The 15,178-nt window shown below is 68.5% G+C and carries 11 protein-coding genes and 1 pseudogene; 9 read left to right on the top strand and 3 right to left on the bottom strand.

The genetic code is table 11. The features are described from left to right. Window positions 1–3 precede the first annotated feature (3 nt). From MLE27_RS12300 to MLE27_RS12285, 4 genes are read left to right on the top strand one after another with little or no spacing between them, the layout of a single operon-like run. Window positions 4–693 carry an ABC transporter ATP-binding protein gene (locus MLE27_RS12300; protein WP_243312372.1) on the top strand — a complete coding sequence of 230 codons (690 nt, stop codon included), beginning with the start codon at window positions 4–6 and terminating at the stop codon, window positions 691–693. Next, window positions 683–1,678 carry a hypothetical protein gene (locus MLE27_RS12295; protein ID WP_243312371.1) on the top strand — a complete coding sequence of 332 codons (996 nt, stop codon included), beginning with the start codon at window positions 683–685 and terminating at the stop codon, window positions 1,676–1,678. The genes MLE27_RS12300 and MLE27_RS12295 overlap by 11 nt, the downstream gene beginning before the upstream one ends. Window positions 1,679–1,684: 6 nt before the next feature. Continuing rightward, entirely contained in the window at window positions 1,685–3,562 is a 1,878-nt protein-coding gene (locus MLE27_RS12290; protein WP_243312370.1) for a heavy metal-binding domain-containing protein, read from the top strand. A gap of 16 nt (window positions 3,563–3,578) precedes the next feature. Beyond that, window positions 3,579–7,517 carry an efflux RND transporter permease subunit gene (locus tag MLE27_RS12285; protein WP_243312369.1) on the top strand — a complete coding sequence of 1,313 codons (3,939 nt, stop codon included), beginning with the start codon at window positions 3,579–3,581 and terminating at the stop codon, window positions 7,515–7,517. Between the two features lie 244 nt (window positions 7,518–7,761). Here MLE27_RS12285 and katG read toward each other — a convergent pair whose 3' ends face one another. The 3 genes and pseudogenes from katG to nifH form a co-directional block, all read right to left on the bottom strand. Beyond that, window positions 7,762–9,957 carry a catalase/peroxidase HPI gene (gene katG, locus MLE27_RS12280; RefSeq protein WP_243312368.1) on the bottom strand — a complete coding sequence of 732 codons (2,196 nt, stop codon included), beginning with the start codon at window positions 9,955–9,957 and terminating at the stop codon, window positions 7,762–7,764. Between the two features lie 135 nt (window positions 9,958–10,092). Next, entirely contained in the window at window positions 10,093–10,575 is a 483-nt protein-coding gene (locus MLE27_RS12275) for a Fur family transcriptional regulator (protein ID WP_243312367.1), read from the bottom strand. Between the two features lie 242 nt (window positions 10,576–10,817). Continuing rightward, window positions 10,818–11,036: pseudogene (gene nifH / locus MLE27_RS12270) on the bottom strand (nitrogenase reductase); the annotation flags it as partial. A 211-nt stretch (window positions 11,037–11,247) separates the two neighbouring features. On the opposite strand from nifH, the gene MLE27_RS12265 reads away from it, so the two are divergent. The 5 genes from MLE27_RS12265 (at window position 11,248) to hlyD (ending at window position 15,178) form a co-directional block, all read left to right on the top strand. After that, window positions 11,248–11,970, top strand: coding sequence for an ATP-binding cassette domain-containing protein (locus MLE27_RS12265; RefSeq protein ID WP_243312365.1), 723 nt, complete (start codon window positions 11,248–11,250; stop codon window positions 11,968–11,970). Further along, on the top strand, window positions 11,967–12,698 hold the full coding sequence (modA, locus tag MLE27_RS12260; protein ID WP_243312364.1) for a molybdate ABC transporter substrate-binding protein: 732 nt from the start codon (window positions 11,967–11,969) through the stop codon (window positions 12,696–12,698). The genes MLE27_RS12265 and modA overlap by 4 nt, the downstream gene beginning before the upstream one ends. After that, a complete protein-coding gene (locus MLE27_RS12255) occupies window positions 12,695–13,387 on the top strand; it encodes a molybdate ABC transporter permease subunit (RefSeq protein WP_243312363.1) in 693 nt (230 codons plus the stop codon). Before modA ends, MLE27_RS12255 begins: the two co-directional genes overlap by 4 nt. Window positions 13,388–13,514: 127 nt before the next feature. Further along, window positions 13,515–14,180, top strand: a complete 666-nt coding sequence (locus MLE27_RS12250) for a CerR family C-terminal domain-containing protein (protein ID WP_243312362.1) — start codon at window positions 13,515–13,517, stop codon at window positions 14,178–14,180. Beyond that, window positions 14,177–15,178 (top strand): secretion protein HlyD, encoded by a 1,002-nt coding sequence (gene hlyD, locus MLE27_RS12245; RefSeq protein WP_243312361.1) that lies wholly within the window; start codon window positions 14,177–14,179, stop codon window positions 15,176–15,178. Before MLE27_RS12250 ends, hlyD begins: the two co-directional genes overlap by 4 nt.

Genomic DNA, 15,178 nt, shown 5'->3' with positions numbered 1-15,178 from the left:
ACCATGATCCGTGTTGAAAACGTCACCAAGGTCTTCAATCCCGGCAGGCCCAGCGAATACGTGGCCCTGCGCGGGGTGAGCGCGGCCGTGCCCGAGAACAAGGTGGTGGTGCTCACCGGCCCCAGCGGCTCCGGCAAGACCACCCTGCTCTCGCTGCTGGGCTGCATGGCCCGCCCCACCTCGGGGCGCATCCACCTGGGCGAGCGGGAGATATCCTCCCTGCCGGAGCGCTTCCTGGCGGAGCTCAGGCGCACGGCCTTCGGCTTCATCTTCCAGAGCTTCAACCTGGTGCCCGGGCTGACCACTCTGGAGAACGTGATGGTCCCGGCCTGCCCCCTGGGCCAGCCCCGCCACCAGGTGCGCGACCGGGCCGCCGCCCTGCTGGAGAAGTTCCGCCTGGGCGGGAAGATCGGGCAGACGGTGGAGAGCCTCTCCGGCGGCGAGAAGCAGCGCACGGCCATCGCCCGCGCCCTGATAAACGACCCGCCCACCATCATCGCCGACGAGCCCACCGCCAACCTGGACACCGCCCTCTCACTGGAATTCCTGGAGATCGTGGGCCAGCTGCGCGCGGAGGGCAAGACGTTCATCATCGCCAGCCACGACGCCATCGTGCACGAGGCGCAGGTGGTGGACCAGGTGATCAGCCTGCGCGACGGCATGGTCGTGCCCGCGGGCCCCCATGATTGTTAAGCCCGTCGTCCTCGCGCTGCTGCTGGCCTCGGGGCTCATCGGGGCGGTCATGGCCTACGCCGCGTGGCAGGGCGTGGCCATCCTGCGCCACTTCGACCTCTCCAGCGGCGACCCGCGCCAGCTGGCCCTGGAGCGCAAGACCTACCTGATCTCCACGATACTCTCCTATGTGATGGCCTTCGAGCTGCTCTCGCTGTTCCTGTTCATCTACGCCGGGGAGGATTTGCACACCCTGTTCGTGGGCGCCATGTGCGCGGTGGGCACCTTCAACGTCAACAGCTACGGCTACACCGCGCTGCTGCTCAAGATCGCCTCCGCCCTGGGCTGCGGGGTCTGGCTCATCGTCAACCACCTGGACAACCAGGGCTACGACTACCCCCTCATCAAGCCCAAGTACGCCATGCTCCTGCCGCTGACGGGGCTGGTGCTCTTCGAGGCCTACGTGCAGTTCGGCTACTTCTCGCACCTGTCCCCGAACCTCATCACCTCCTGCTGCGGGGCCGTGTTCAGCGAGGAATCCACGGGCCTGTCGGCCTCCCTGGCCCACCTGCCGCCCACCCTGGCCCAGATCCTCTTCTGGGGCGGGCTGGTGGCCCTGGCCCGCAGCGGCGCGCACTTCCTGGCCACGGGGCGGGGCGCGCGGCTCTTCGCCTGGCTGTCCGGGGCCATGTTCCTCATTGGCATCCTGGCCCTGCTCTCCTTCATTTCGGTCTACTGGTACGAGCTGCCCACGCACCACTGCCCCTTTTGCCTGCTCAAGGCGGAGTTCCACTGGATCGGCTACCCGCTCTACGCGTCCCTGCTGCTGCTGGGCGTCTGCGGGGCCGGGGTCGGCGCGGTGGAGCGGGCGCGGGGCATCCCCTCCCTGGCCCAGGCCCTGCCGCGCCTGCAGCGCCGCCTCTGCATGGCCGCGCTGGCCGGGGCCGGGGCGCTGGCCGCCATCGCCGTCTGGCCCATGCTCGTCTCCGACTTCACACTGGGATAGGAAACCATGAACGTATCCGCCCCCCGATCCAACGCATTCCCCCTGGCCCGGCTCATAGCCCTCGTGGCGGCCGTCTGGATTCTGGCCCTCGCGGCCGCTTGCTCCCAGAGCCCCGAGAAAGCCCCCGCGAGCGGCAACGGGCAGACCGCGCCCAAGGCCGCCGGGAGCGAAACCACCGAGGGCAAGCTGGTGCTCTACGCCTGCCCCATGAACGACATCCCTCCCCTGCCCGCGCCCGGCAAGTGCCCGGTCTGCGGCATGGAGCTGGTCCCGGTGGTCACGGGCGACATGGAGCCCGGGGCCGCCGCCCACAACCATCTGGACCCGGCGCAGATGCGCCTGGCGGGCATCAGCACCTCGCGCGTGGAAAGCCGCTACGTGAACGCCTCGGTGGACCTCTACGGGCAGATCGAATACGACGACGCCTTCATCACGGACATCAACGCCCCCGTGAACGGCATTGTGGACAGGGTCTACATCCGCCGCAGCGGCGAGTACATCCGCACGGACCAACGCCTCTTCGACTTCTACTCCGCCGACATCCAGGACGTGGAAATCCAGATGCTGGAGCAGGTGCGCATAATCCCGGACATCGTCTCGCGGCTGCTGGGCCAGCCGGTCAACCAGGCGCTGCGCTCATCGTCGGCGGCCCCGCCCGACGAGAAGGCCATCCAGGACGCCCAGCGCAAATTCGCCATGCTGCGCTCCCGCCTGAAGGGCTTCGGCCTGCCCGACAAGGACATCACGCAGGTGCTGCGCCTGGAGCGGCCCCCCGGCGTCGTCCCCATCCGCATGCCCAACCTGACCTCCAACGTGGGCGGCGTCATCATCGAGAACAACACCGTCCAGGGCGCATACGTCAACAAGGGCACCCGCCTGGTCAGGATCGCGGACCCCAACTTCGTGCTGGCCAGTTTCGACGCCTTCGAGCAGGACTTCCCCTGGCTGCGCATCGGCCAGGAGGTGGAGTTCTCCTCCCCGGCGCGCCCCGGCGAATCCTTCTGGGGCAAGGTCATCATCATCGAGCCGACCTTCAGCGAGAAGAACAAGACCTTCCGGGTGCTGGTGGGCTACAACGACATCAAGGCCCTGCTGCGCCCCGGCATGAGCCTGCGCGGCAAGGTCAAGGCCCTGCTGGACAGGGAAGGCAGGCCCACCAGCCCGGGCATGGCCCCCGAGCGCGCACCCTTGGTCATCCCCGATACGGCCCCCCTGGTCACGGGCGGACGCGCCGTGGTCTACGTGGCGGTGCCCGGCAAGCCCGGAGTGTTCGAAGGCCGCGAGATCGTGCTCGGCCCCAAGGCGGACGGAGTCTACGTGGTGCAGTCCGGCCTGGCGGAGGGCGAAGAGGTGGTCACCAACGGGGCCTTCAAGCTCGACAGCGAGCGCCAGATCATGGCCAAGCCGAGCATGCTCCAGCCCGAGGGGCTCGTTCGCCTGCAGGATTTCGGCATCAACGTGCCGCCCCCCGCCACCATCGAACTGCCGGCCAGCGAACGCCCCAAGGGGCCCTCCCCGGTTCCGGCGTTCCCGCCCGCCGGGATATACGGGGCCGAGGGCGCCGTGGTTCCGGAGGATACCCGGCCCAGTACGGCCGAACCGCAGTTGGACGAGGACTACAAGTTCATCCTGCGCTACAAGGGCCACCGCCCCCCGCCCGGACAGGGCGGACAGACCCAGGCCGCACCACAGGCCGCACCCCAGGCCGCACCACAGGCCGCACCCCAGGCCGCACCCCAGGGCGCACCACAGGCCGCGCCACAGAGCGCGCCACAGAGCGCACCAAGGACCGCGCCGCAGCCCAGGCCCCTGGCCCCGGCGGCCCCGCCGGTCCTGGCAACCCCACCCGCCCCGGCGGCCCCGCCGGCCCAGGCGGGCGAGTGAGCAGGCGAGGCGCATGGTGAGCAAGCAATCACCCGACAAGCCCGGCCTGCCCGTGGAACCCCTCTCCGGCCCGGCCCAAGGGACCGGGCCGCTGGGGCGCGTGCTGTCCTTCTGCCAGCGCCAGAAGCTCGTGGTCGCCCTGCTGACCGCCCTGACCATTGTGGGCGGCCTGGCCGTGGCCCCGTTCGACTGGAACCTGCCCTGGCTCTTGCGCTCCCCCGTGGCCGTGGACGCCATCCCCAACATCGGCGAAAACCAGCAGATCGTCTTCTCAGAGTGGTCGGGCCGCTCCCCGCGCGACGTGGAGGAGCAGGTGACCTATCCGTTGACCACGGCACTGCTCGGGGTGGCCGGGGTCAAGACGGTGCGCTCAAACTCCTCGTTCGGGTTCTCGGAAGTCTATGTGGTCTTCGAGGAAGGGGTGGATTTCTACTTCGCCCGCGCCCGCATCCTGGAGAAGCTGGCCAGCCTGCCGCCCGGCCTGTTGCCCACGGGGGTGGCCCCGCGCCTGGGCCCGGACGCCACGGCCCTGGGCCAGGTGTTCTGGTACACCCTGGACGGGCTGGATACGGCCGGCCGCTTCGTGGGCGGCTTCGAGACCAGCGAGCTGCGCACCCTGCAGGACTACTACCTGCGCTACGCCCTGCTGGCCGTGCCCGGCGTGGCCGAGGCGGCCTCCATCGGCGGCTTCGTGCGCGAATACCAGGCCGAGCTGGACCCGCAACTGCTCAAGGCCTACGGCGTCTCCCTGGAGGAAGTGGCGGCCGCCGTGCAGAAGTCCAACCTGGATGTGGGCGCGCGCACCCTCGAGATCAACCGCGTGGAATACCTGGTGCGCGGCCTGGGCTTCATCAAGAGCCTGGACGACCTGGGCAAGACCCTGGTGGCCACCCGGGACGGGCGGCCCGTGTTCCTCAAGGAGCTCGGCGCGTTGAGCTTCGGCCCGGCCCTGCGCCAGGGCGCCCTGGACAAGAACGGCCACGAGGCCGTGGGCGGCGTGGTGGTGACGCGCTTCGGGGCCAACCCCATGGAGGTCATCGCCGGGGTCAAGGCGGCCATCGCCCGCATCGAGCCCTCCCTGCCCAAGCGCACCCTGCCGGACGGCACCGTGAGCCAGGTGAAGGTTGTGCCCTTCTACGACCGCTCCGGCCTCATCAAGGAGACCCTGCACACCCTGGACGAGGCCCTGGTCTCCGAGATCCTGGTCACGGTGCTCGTGGTCCTGGCCATGGTGATGAACCTGGGGGCCTCCGCGCTCATCTCGGCCCTGCTGCCCCTGGCCGTGCTGCTGACCTTCCTGGCCATGAAGGCCTTCGGGGTGGAGGCCAACATCGTGGCCCTGGCGGGCATAGCCATCGCCATTGGCACCATGGTGGACATGGGCATCATCCTCACCGAGAACATCCTGCGCAGGCTGGGCGAGGCCCCGCCCGGCGAACCCCTGCCCCGCACGGTCTTCCTGGCCTCGCGCGAGGTGGGCGGAGCGGTGCTGGCCTCCATCGCCACCACCATCATCGGCTTCCTGCCCGTCTTCTTCATGACCGGGGCCGAGGGCAAGCTGTTCCGCCCGCTGGCCTTCACCAAGACCTTCGCCCTGACGGCCTCCCTGGTGGTGGCCCTTGGGCTCATCCCCCCGGCGGCCGAGCTGATCTTCAAGCGCAGGGGCCTGGACCGCTCGAGGGATTTCTCCCCCTACGAGCTGGCGGTCTACGGCGGAGCGCTGCTGGCCATCTTCCTGGACGCCGCCGCGGGCCTGGCCATGACCGCCGTGGGCGGGCTGTACCTGGCCCGGCGGTTCGTATCGCCAGAGCGCAGGGCGCTTCTCACCCGCGCGGCCGTGTGGACGGCCATCGCCGGGGTGGCCCTGCTGCTTGCCCGCCACTGGCTGCCCCTGGGGCCGGAGCGCGGCGTCATGCGCAACCTGGTGTTCGTGGGCCTTGTCCTCGGGGCCTGGCTGGGCCTGTTCCACCTGTTCCATCGCCGCTACGCCCGCGTGCTGGCCTGGTGCCTGGAGCACAAGGCCGCCTTCCTGGCCATGCCCGCCGCCCTGGTGCTGCTGGGCGGGCTGGTGTGGCTGGGCTTCGGCGGCATGTTCGGCTGGCTGCCCGAGTTCATGCGCGCCTCCGCGCCCCTGGCCGCCATGGAGCGCGCCTTCCCGGGCCTGCAGAAGGAGTTCATGCCCCCGCTGGACGAGGGTTCCTTCCTGTACATGCCCACCACCATGCCCCACGCCTCCACGGCCGAAGTGCTGGACATCGTGCAGCGCCAGGACGAGGCCCTGCGCCGCGTGCCCGAGGTGGCCTCCGTGGTGGGCAAGCTCGGCAGGGCCGAATCCCCCCTGGACCCCGCGCCGCTCAACATGATCGAGACGGTGGTCAACTACCACCCCGAGTTCCTGGCCGACGAGGACGGCGCAGTGCTGCGCTTCAGGTACGACCCGGACGCCGTTGGGTACGCCGAGAACCGCGAGGGGGTGCCCGTGGCCGCCCCGGACGGGATCGGGTACTTCGTGCGCGGGGTCTACGCCCGCGACGAGGAGCGCCGCCTCGTGCCGGACCCCTCCGGACAGCCCTTCCGCTTCTGGCGGCGCGCCCTGGACCCCGCCCTCAACCCCGGCCGCGCGGCCTGGCCCGGCGTGCGCGGCCCGGAGGACATCTGGGCCGCCGTGGCCGCCGCCGCGCGCATGCCCGGCGTGACCACCGCGCCCAAGCTGCAGCCCATCTCGGCCCGCCTGGTCATGCTCCAGAGCGGCATCCGGGCCTCCGTGGCGGTGCGGGTCAAGGGCCCGGACGTGCCCAGCGTGGAGAAGTCCGCCGAGCTCATCGAGCGTTTCCTGCGCGACATCAAGGTCATCGAGCCGTCCTCCGTGCTGGCGGACCGCATCACGGCCAAGCCCTACCTGGAAATCGCCATCGACCGGGGCAGGGCCGGGATGTACGGCCTCACGGTCCAGGCCGTGCAGGACGCCATCGAGACGGGCCTGGGCGGGCGCGTGGTCACCACCACGGTGGAAGGCCGGGAGCGCTACCCCGTGCGCCTGCGCTACCAGCGCGAGCTGCGCGACGACCCCAAGGCCATCGGCGCGCTGCTGGTGACCACCCCCGAGGGCGCGCAGATACCCCTGGGCCAGGTGGCGGAGGTGCGCTACAGCCCCGGCCCGAATATGATCCGCGGGGAGGACACCTTCACCGCCGCCTACGTGATCTTCGACGGCAAGGCCGGGGTGACGCCCATCCACGCCGTGGAGTCCGCCAAGGCCTACCTGGACTCCATGCGCGAGGCCGGGCTGCTGGAGCTCCCGCCGGGCGTCTCCTACGACTTCACCGGCACCTTCGAGAACCACGCCCGGGCCGAAAAGCGGCTGGCCTTCATCCTGCCGCTGACCATGGCGCTGATCTTCCTGGTGATCTACATGCACTTCTCCTCGGTGAGCACCTCGCTCATCGTGTTCTCGGCCATCCCCGTGGCCTGGGCGGGCGGCTTCGTCATGATCTGGTTCTACGGCCTGCCCTGGTTCATGGACGTGAGCATCTTCGGCGTGAACATGCGCCAGCTCTTCCAGATGCACGAGCTGTCGCTCTCCCTGCCGGTGTGGGTCGGCTTCCTGGCGCTGTTCGGGGTGGCCACCAACGACGGCGTGGTCATGGCCACCTACCTGCGCGACCGCTTCCTGGAGCACGCGCCGCAGGACGTGGCCGCCATCCGGGCCGCCACCATCGAAGCGGGCCTCAAGCGCGTGCGCCCCTGCCTGATGACCACCGCCACCACCATCCTGGCGCTGATCCCGGTGCTGACCTCGCGCGGGCGCGGCGCGGACCTGGTGGTGCCCATGGCCATCCCGCCCTTCGGGGGCATGGTCTTCGTGCTGGTGACCATGTTCGTGGTCCCGGTGCTGTGGTGCTGGATGCAGGAGAGGAGGCTGGCGCAGCGGGACTCGCCCGAAGCGGAGGATTGAGGCTCCGTGTGGCGCGCCCTGGGTGGAGTCGGCCGCCTTCGCAGCGCGCCTTAGGGAGGATTGGGCCGCCGCAGCAGCGTGTTTCAGGCTGGAATCGGCCGCTTAAACGGCGCGCCTTGGGACAAGTTGGGCCGCCAGAGCGGCATACCCGAGTAACGAAACGAAAACGCGGCGCTTCACCTGTGTGGAGCGCCGCGCTTGTTTTGGTTCCCCCGCCGCTTGCGCGGCGGGGGGCTTTGTCAGCTTACAGCACGTCGAAACGGTCCAGGTTCATCACCTTGGTCCAGGCGGCGACGAAGTCGTCCACGAACTTCTTCTGGGAATCCGCGCAACCGTAGACCTCCGCGATGGCCCGCAACTGGGAGTTGGAGCCGAACACCAGGTCGACCCGGGTGCCGGTCCACTTGGGCGCGCCCGTGCCCCGGTCGCGGCCCTCGAACAGCTCGTTCTCCTCCGTGACCGGCTTCCACACGGTGCCCATGTCCAGCAGGTTCACGAAGAAGTCGTTGGTGAGCGTGCCGGGCCGGTCGGTGAACACGCCGTGCGGGGTCTGGCCGTAGTTGGCACCCAGCACGCGCAAACCGCCCAGGAGCACGGTCATCTCCGGCGCGGTCAGGGTCAGCAGTTGGGCCTTGTCCACCATGAGCTCCTCGGCGGTCACGGAGTACTTGGCCTTGAGGTAGTTGCGGAAAGCGTCGGCCTTGGGCTCCAGCACCGCGAAGGAGGCCGCGTCGGTCATGCCCTCCGAGGCGTCGGTGCGCCCGGGGGTGAAGGGCACGCTCACCATTTGGCCCGCGTCCTTGGCGGCCTTCTCCACGGCCGCGCAGCCGCCCAGCACGATCAGGTCCGCCAGGGAGACCTCCTTGCCGCCGGACTGCGAGGCGTCGAACTCGACCTTCACGCCCTCCAGCGCGGCCAGCACCTTGGCCAGATGCACGGGCTGGTTGACCTCCCAGTCCTTCTGTGGGGCCAGGCGGATGCGCGAGCCGTTGGCCCCGCCGCGCTTGTCCGAACCCCGGAAGGTGGAGGCGGCGGCCCAGGCGGTGGATACCAACTCGGCCACGGAGAGCCCGGTGGCCAGGATGGCGGCCTTGAGGTCCTTGGCGTCTTTTTCGTCGATGAGGTCATGATCCACGGCGGGGACGGGGTCCTGCCAGATGAGCTTCTCCTGCGGCACGTCCGGCCCCAGGTAGCGCGAGATGGGGCCCATGTCGCGGTGGGTGAGCTTGAACCAGGCGCGGGCGAAGTCATTGGCGAGCTTCTCGGGGTTCTTCAGGTAGTTGCGCGCGATGGGCTCGTAGATGGGGTCGAAGCGCAGCGAGAGGTCCGCCGTGGTCATCATGGGCCGGTACTTCTTGTTCTTGTCCTGCGCGCCCTCGACCATGTCCTCGGGGGCCACGTCCTTGGCGAGCCACTGGTTGGCTCCGGCCGGGCTCTTCACCAGCTCCCACTCGTACTTGAGCAGGGTGGTCAGGTAGCCCATGTCCCAGGTGGTGGGGTGGGCCTTCCAGGCGCCCTCGATGCCGCTGCCGATGGTGTCGGCGCCCTTGCCGCTGCCGAAGCTGCTCTTCCAGCCCAGGCCCTGCTCCTCAAGGCCGGCGCCCTCGGGCTCGCGGCCCACGTGCGCGGCGTCGCCCGCGCCGTGGCACTTGCCGAAGGTGTGCCCGCCCGCCACCAGGGCCACGGTCTCCTCGTCGTTCATGGCCATGCGGGCGAAGGTCTCGCGCACGTCGCGGCCGGAGGCCACCGGGTCGGGGTTGCCGTTGGGCCCTTCGGGGTTCACGTAGATCAGGCCCATCTGCACGGCGGCCAGGGGGTTGTCCAACTGGCGGTCGCCCGAGTAGCGGGTGTCGCCCAGCCAGGTGTCCTCCGCGCCCCAGTAGATGTCCTGCTCGGGCTCCCACACGTCCACGCGCCCGCCGCCGAAACCGAAGGGTTTCAGCCCCATGGACTCGATGGCGCAGGTGCCCGCCAGGACCATGAGGTCCGCCCAGGAGATCTTGCGGCCGTACTTCTGCTTGATGGGCCAGAGCAGCCTGCGGGCCTTGTCCAGGTTGACGTTGTCGGGCCAGCTGTTCAGGGGGGCCAGGCGCTGGCTGCCGGAGCCCGCGCCGCCGCGCCCGTCGCCCACGCGGTAGGTGCCCGCGCTGTGCCAGGCCATGCGGATGAAAAGCGGTCCGTAGTGGCCGTAGTCGGCGGGCCACCACTCCTGCGAGTCGGTCATCAGCGCGAAGAGGTCCTTCTTTACGGCTTCGAGGTCGAGCTTCTTGAACTCTTCCGCGTAGTTGAAATCCCTCCCCATAGGGTTGGATTTGCAGGAATGCTGGTGCAGGATGTTGAGGTTCAACTGATTGGGCCACCAGTCGCGGTTCGAGGTGCCGCTCCCGGCCACCTGCCCGCTGGATCTGCCCGTCACCGGGCATTTCTTCCCGTCGCTCATAAACCAACCTCCATGGATGTGAAATTCATTGCATGCATCGGACAGAACTCCACCATGAGAAAGCTCGGGCTGAAGCTCGATGCAGGACGCCAGCAGGACATGCTTCCACGCCGTTTTGCGTCCTGACTGAAATTCTCACGAGCCTCCGTCAAGATTCCGCGAATCTGCCTGCTCCTTCCTGGCGCAGGCATGGCAAATGCCCTTCACTTCGACCTGCGTCCTCTCTATGGAGCCTATGGCCGCCACGGATTCGGGGAGCACAAGCCTGTCCAGCTCCTCGCTGTAGAAATCGCGCGTCAGGCCGCAGCGTATGCAGACGAAATGATGATGGCGCGTCAGGTTGGCGTCGAAGCGCGTGCGGTCCTGGGTTGGGCCGAGAGTCGTCACGATCCCCATCTTGGTAAGCCACCACAACGTTCTGTACACGGTATCCAGCGACACGTTCGGAAGCCGCGCGCGCACGCCCCTGTAGACCGACTCCGCATCCGGGTGCTCCTCGCTTGCTGCGATTTCTTTAAATATCTCGAGGCGCTGCGACGTCAGCTTCTCCCCGGCGGCCTTGCAGGCCTGCTTGAACGCCTCCAGCCGGCGTTCGGCTTCCACTGGGTCCAGGACCATAATCCCCCCGGCATGGTAGGAATACATTCCTATTTAGAGGTATCATCGATTCGCTTGTTTCTGTCAAGAAAAACACAAGATACTTTTCATGACTCGTTGAAGCAAGAAAGGCGGCACCGAATTGATGGCCCGGTACTCTCGGGAAGTGCGGCGAACGCCGCACAAAATGGAAGGGCCCGGCTTGCGCCGGGCCCTTCCCCCCTTTCGTGAGGCCGCATGAACCCGGCCAAACGTTTGCTCATCTAGTTCATGAGCCCGACCACCACCAGCAGGCTCTCCAACTCGTCCACGGAGAGCGGCTTGGGGCTGACGAACATCTGGTTCTCCGAAATCTTCTTGGCCAGCGCCCTGTACTCGTCCGCCCGCGGGTGCTCGGGCGTGTGGCCGATCACGGTCTCGCGGTTGATCTCAGCCTTCTGCACCTGGTTGTCGCGCGGCATGAAGTGGATCATCCGGGTGCCCGGACGGGGAGTTTCATCACCATTCCCGGAAAAATCGGCATAAACTTGAATATTTATCCCCGGTGTACGAAACACGGCATACGTCAGGGGACTTGGCCGCAAGGCACCGCCCACCACCGGACCGCAGCCCGATCCATGCGGCCAACCGGCTCCGGCGCTAAACTCCGCCCAACACGGCGGCATGCCCCGATAGCAGACCCACGAGCCGACCATGCAGTTGCGCCTCGATTGCCGCAAAATTCTCCCCCGCTTCACCCTGGAAGCCTACGTGACCCTGGAAGGCCCGGGCATCACCGCGCTGGTCGGCCCATCCGGCGCTGGCAAGACCACCCTCCTGCGCCTGATCGCCGGGCTCGAAAGGCCCGACGCGGGCACCATACACTTCCAGGACGCGCTCTGGGCCGACTACCAGCTGGACGTCTTTCTCGAACCGTGGAAGCGGCCCGTGGGCATGCTCTTCCAGGACTTCGCGCTCTTCCCCCACCTCACCCTGCTGGAGAACGTGCTCTTCGCCACGGGCGACAGGCCCTACGCCGAATCCCTCATGCGCTCCATGAACATCTGGGAGCTGCGGGACAAACGCCCCGGCACGGTCTCCGGCGGGGAGACCCAACGTTGCGCCGTGTGCCAGGCCCTGGCGCGCAAGCCCGAGCTGCTGCTGCTCGACGAGCCTTTCTCCGCCCTGGACCCTCCGACACGCAGGGCGGTGGGCGAACAGCTCGCGCGCAGGGCGGACGAACTCGGCATTATGATGGTTCTCGTGACGCACACCATCGAGGAGGCGTTCCACCTCTCCTCGCGGGTGCTCACGCTGGTCGGCGGGCGTTTCGCCACGGGCTGGATCGAGGAAACAGTGACGCAGATGGAGCGCGACGCGCAGGACTGCCGCTCGCTCCTATCCCGAATGCAATCAGACAGGAGGATACATCAATGAGACCCCGCTTCATCGCGGCCTCGCTGCTCATACTGGCGGTTTGCGCCTCGGGCGCGGCGCACGCCGGACCCGTCACCATCGGTGCGGGCGCGGGCTATAAGCGCCTGCTTGTGGAGCTCAACACGGCCTTCAGCGCCAAGACGGGCATCAAGATCGAGGAGAGCTACGGCCATCTGGGGCAGATTACAGCCCAGGCCAAGGAGGGCGGGCGCTTCGACGTGATTTTCGGGGATCTGGCCTTCTTCCAGACCGTGCCGGGCCTCGGGGAGCTCAAGCACGCGGCGGTCGGCAAGGGCCGCCTGGTGGTGGCCTGGGCCAAGGGCGCGCCCGTCAAGGCCCCCTCGGACATCGCCAAACCCGCTGTCGACCGGGTCGCCATCCCCGACGCCAAGAGCGCCATCTACGGCAAGGCCGGGATGGAGTTCCTGGAGCGCTCCGGCATGCTCGCGGCCGTGAAACCCAAGCTGATCGAGGTGGCCACCGTGCCCCAGGTCACGGCCTATCTGATGAGCGGCGAGGTGCAGGCCGGGCTGGTCAACGTCACGGACGCCATGGGCGCGGGCGACAAGATCGGCGGATACGCCCCGGTGGATCAGGCCCTGTACGACCCGATCCTCATCGTCGGCGCGGTCATGCCCGAGGCGGCCGCCAAGGGCGACGTGGCCCGCTACCTCGAGTTCCTGGCCACGCCGGAAGCCAGGGCCATCGCGGAAAAGCACGGGCTGTGACCGGACCTTCCGCCCTGCTGGAGCTGCTCGCGCAGCCGCGCGTGCTGTTCCCGCTGGTGCTCACCGCCAAGGCGGCGCTGTTGACCATCCCCCTGCACCTGGCGGCGGGGCTCGGGCTCGGGGCATACCTCGCGCGCCCCAAAGCCCCGCTGCGGGGCCTGGTGGAGATGGCCGTGACGCTGCCCCTGGTGTTTCCGCCTGTGGCCATCGGTTTCGCCCTGCTTCTCCTGTTGGGGCGCAAGAGCATGATCGGCTCCTGGCTGCTGCACGGCTTCGGGCTGGAGATCGTCTTCTCCTTCTGGGGGGTGGTGCTGGGCTCGTTCATCGCCGGACTGCCGCTGATCGTGCGCCCGGTGCAGTCCGCCATCCGCTCCTTTCCTGAGCGCGCGGTGGAGGCGGCCCTGGTGCTGGGCAAGACCAGGCTCCAGGCCTTCTTCCTGGTGGTGCTGCCCAACGTGCGGCGCACGGTGGCCGCCGGGCTCATCCTCGCCTTCGGCCGCTCCCTGGGGGAGGTCGGCATCACCATGATGCTCGGCGGCAACATCCTGGGGCGCACCAACACCCTGTCGCTTGAAATCTACAACGCGGTGTCCACAGGCGAGTTCGAAACCGCCCTGGCGCTCTCGACCATCCTGGGCTGCGCCTCGTCGCTGATCTTTCTGGTCTTGAAACGCCTCGGGGCGCTCTGAACCAAACAATGCGCCCGCCGCTCCCGCGAGGGGCGCATCCGTCGCCGACGCCTTGACAAACCCTCCACGTTGATTCATTCGAATGAATGAATACAACGTCAGGAATCACGCTGACAAGGCGGCGCGCATGGAGACCAACACGAAGGGGCGGCTCATCGAAGCGGGCCTCAAGCTCTTCGGCCTGCACGGCATGGAGGCCACCTCCACGCGGTCCCTGGCCCAGGAGGCCGGGGTGAACCTCGCGGCCATCCCGTACCATTTCGGGGGCAAGCAGGGGCTCTACCACGCTGTCCTGGAGCACATCGTCAGCATGAAGACGCAGGAGCTCGGCCCCTGCCTGGAGAGAGCGCACCGGGCCTGCGAGGCTCCGGGCACCGGGCGGGCCGGGCTCGTCCTGGCCCTGCGGGAGCTGATCCGGGAGTTGGTCGTCTCCATGCTGGAAAGCCAGGAATCCCGTTTGTGCGCGCGGATCATGCTCCAGGAGCAGATAGCGCCCACGGCCGGCTTCAACATACTCCACGAAAAATTCCTGCTGCGGGTGCATGGGACGCTCCGGTGCCTGCTTGGCCGGCTGCTGCGCCTGCCCGCCGACTCGCTGGAGCTGCAACTGCACACCCTCTCCATCATGGGCCAGATGTTCATCTTCCGCGTGGGGATGCACAGCCTGCTCGCCCTGGTCGGCGGCGACAGGTTGCCGGAGGAGCACGTGCAGGCCATAGTCCACGTCTGCACCAGGCAGGCCGAGGCACTGATCGAGGGCCTCGCGGCCGGGCCTTCCGGGGGCAACGCATGAAACGCATATTCCTTTGGCTGGCGGCGGCGCTGATCGCCTGCGCCCTGGTCTGGCTCTGGGCCGCCCGCAACGGGCGCGAGGGCGAGGGCCTCAGGCTCTACGGCAACGTGGACATCCGGCAGGTGGACCTGGCGTTCAGGGTGCCCGGCAAGATCGCGACGGTCCTGGTGGACGAGGGCGACACGGTCAGGGCCGGGGACGTGTTGGCCGAACTCGACGCCCAACCCTACAAGGACGCCTTGGCCAAGGCCAAGGCGGAGCGCGACGCGGCCATGGCCTCCATGAACAAGTACCGCGCGGGCTTCCGCGCCGAGGACATCGCCCAGGCCAGGGCCGAGGTGGCGCAGCTCCAGGCGCAGGTGGAGAACGCCGACCGCCTGGCGCGCCGCCGCAAGGACCTGCTCAAGGACGCCGCCGTCTCCGTGGAGGAGAGCGAATCGGCCGCCTACAGCCGCGACGCCCTGCGCGCCCAGCTTCTGAAGGCGCGCAAGGCCCTGGACCTGCAGCTCGCGGGCTACCGCGCGGAGGACGTGGCCGCGGCCGAGGCGTCCTACCGCTCCGCCCAGGCCTCGGTGGAGACGGCCGAAACGGACCTCGCCGACACCAGGATCGTGTGCCCCTCGGACGGGCGCGTGCTCTCGCGGGTGCGCGAGCCCGGGGCCGTGGTGGCTGGCGCGGCCACGGTGCTTGTGGTGGCCGTGGACAGGCCGGTGTGGGTGCGGGCCTACGTTCCCGAGCCGGACCTGGGCAGGGTGCGCCCCGGCATGCCCATGCTGGTTTTCACCGACAGCAGGCCGGACAAGCCCTACGCGGGCAGCGTGGGCTTCATCTCCCCCACGGCGGAGTTCACGCCCAAGAACGTTGAGACCCAGGCGCTCCGGACGGACCTCGTCTACAGGCTGCGCGTTATCGTGGAGAACCCCGACGACGGCCTGCGCCAGGGCATGCCCGTCACCGTCAGGCCCGCCGAGGGCGACGCGGGCGGGCGGAAGCGATGA

Origin of the sequence: Fundidesulfovibrio agrisoli, assembly GCF_022808715.1 — a bacterium.
In the GTDB taxonomy this organism is placed as follows: domain Bacteria; phylum Desulfobacterota; class Desulfovibrionia; order Desulfovibrionales; family Desulfovibrionaceae; genus Fundidesulfovibrio; species Fundidesulfovibrio agrisoli.
Note: the sequence above shows the minus strand (reverse complement) of the source record. Positions and strands in the feature narration are given on the sequence as shown.

Excerpts from the sequence above, each read along its gene's own strand:
- MLE27_RS12300 (WP_243312372.1), top strand. The coding sequence starts at position 4 with ATGATCCGTGTTGAAAACGTCACCAAGGTCTTCAATCCCGGCAGGCCC.
- MLE27_RS12295 (WP_243312371.1), top strand. The coding sequence starts at position 683 with ATGATTGTTAAGCCCGTCGTCCTCGCGCTGCTGCTGGCCTCGGGGCTC.
- MLE27_RS12290 (WP_243312370.1), top strand. The coding sequence starts at position 1,685 with ATGAACGTATCCGCCCCCCGATCCAACGCATTCCCCCTGGCCCGGCTC.
- katG (WP_243312368.1), bottom strand. The coding sequence starts at position 9,957 with ATGAGCGACGGGAAGAAATGCCCGGTGACGGGCAGATCCAGCGGGCAG.
- MLE27_RS12275 (WP_243312367.1), bottom strand. The coding sequence starts at position 10,575 with ATGGTCCTGGACCCAGTGGAAGCCGAACGCCGGCTGGAGGCGTTCAAG.
- MLE27_RS12265 (WP_243312365.1), top strand. The coding sequence starts at position 11,248 with ATGCAGTTGCGCCTCGATTGCCGCAAAATTCTCCCCCGCTTCACCCTG.
- modA (WP_243312364.1), top strand. The coding sequence starts at position 11,967 with ATGAGACCCCGCTTCATCGCGGCCTCGCTGCTCATACTGGCGGTTTGC.
- MLE27_RS12250 (WP_243312362.1), top strand. The coding sequence starts at position 13,515 with ATGGAGACCAACACGAAGGGGCGGCTCATCGAAGCGGGCCTCAAGCTC.
- hlyD (WP_243312361.1), top strand. The coding sequence starts at position 14,177 with ATGAAACGCATATTCCTTTGGCTGGCGGCGGCGCTGATCGCCTGCGCC.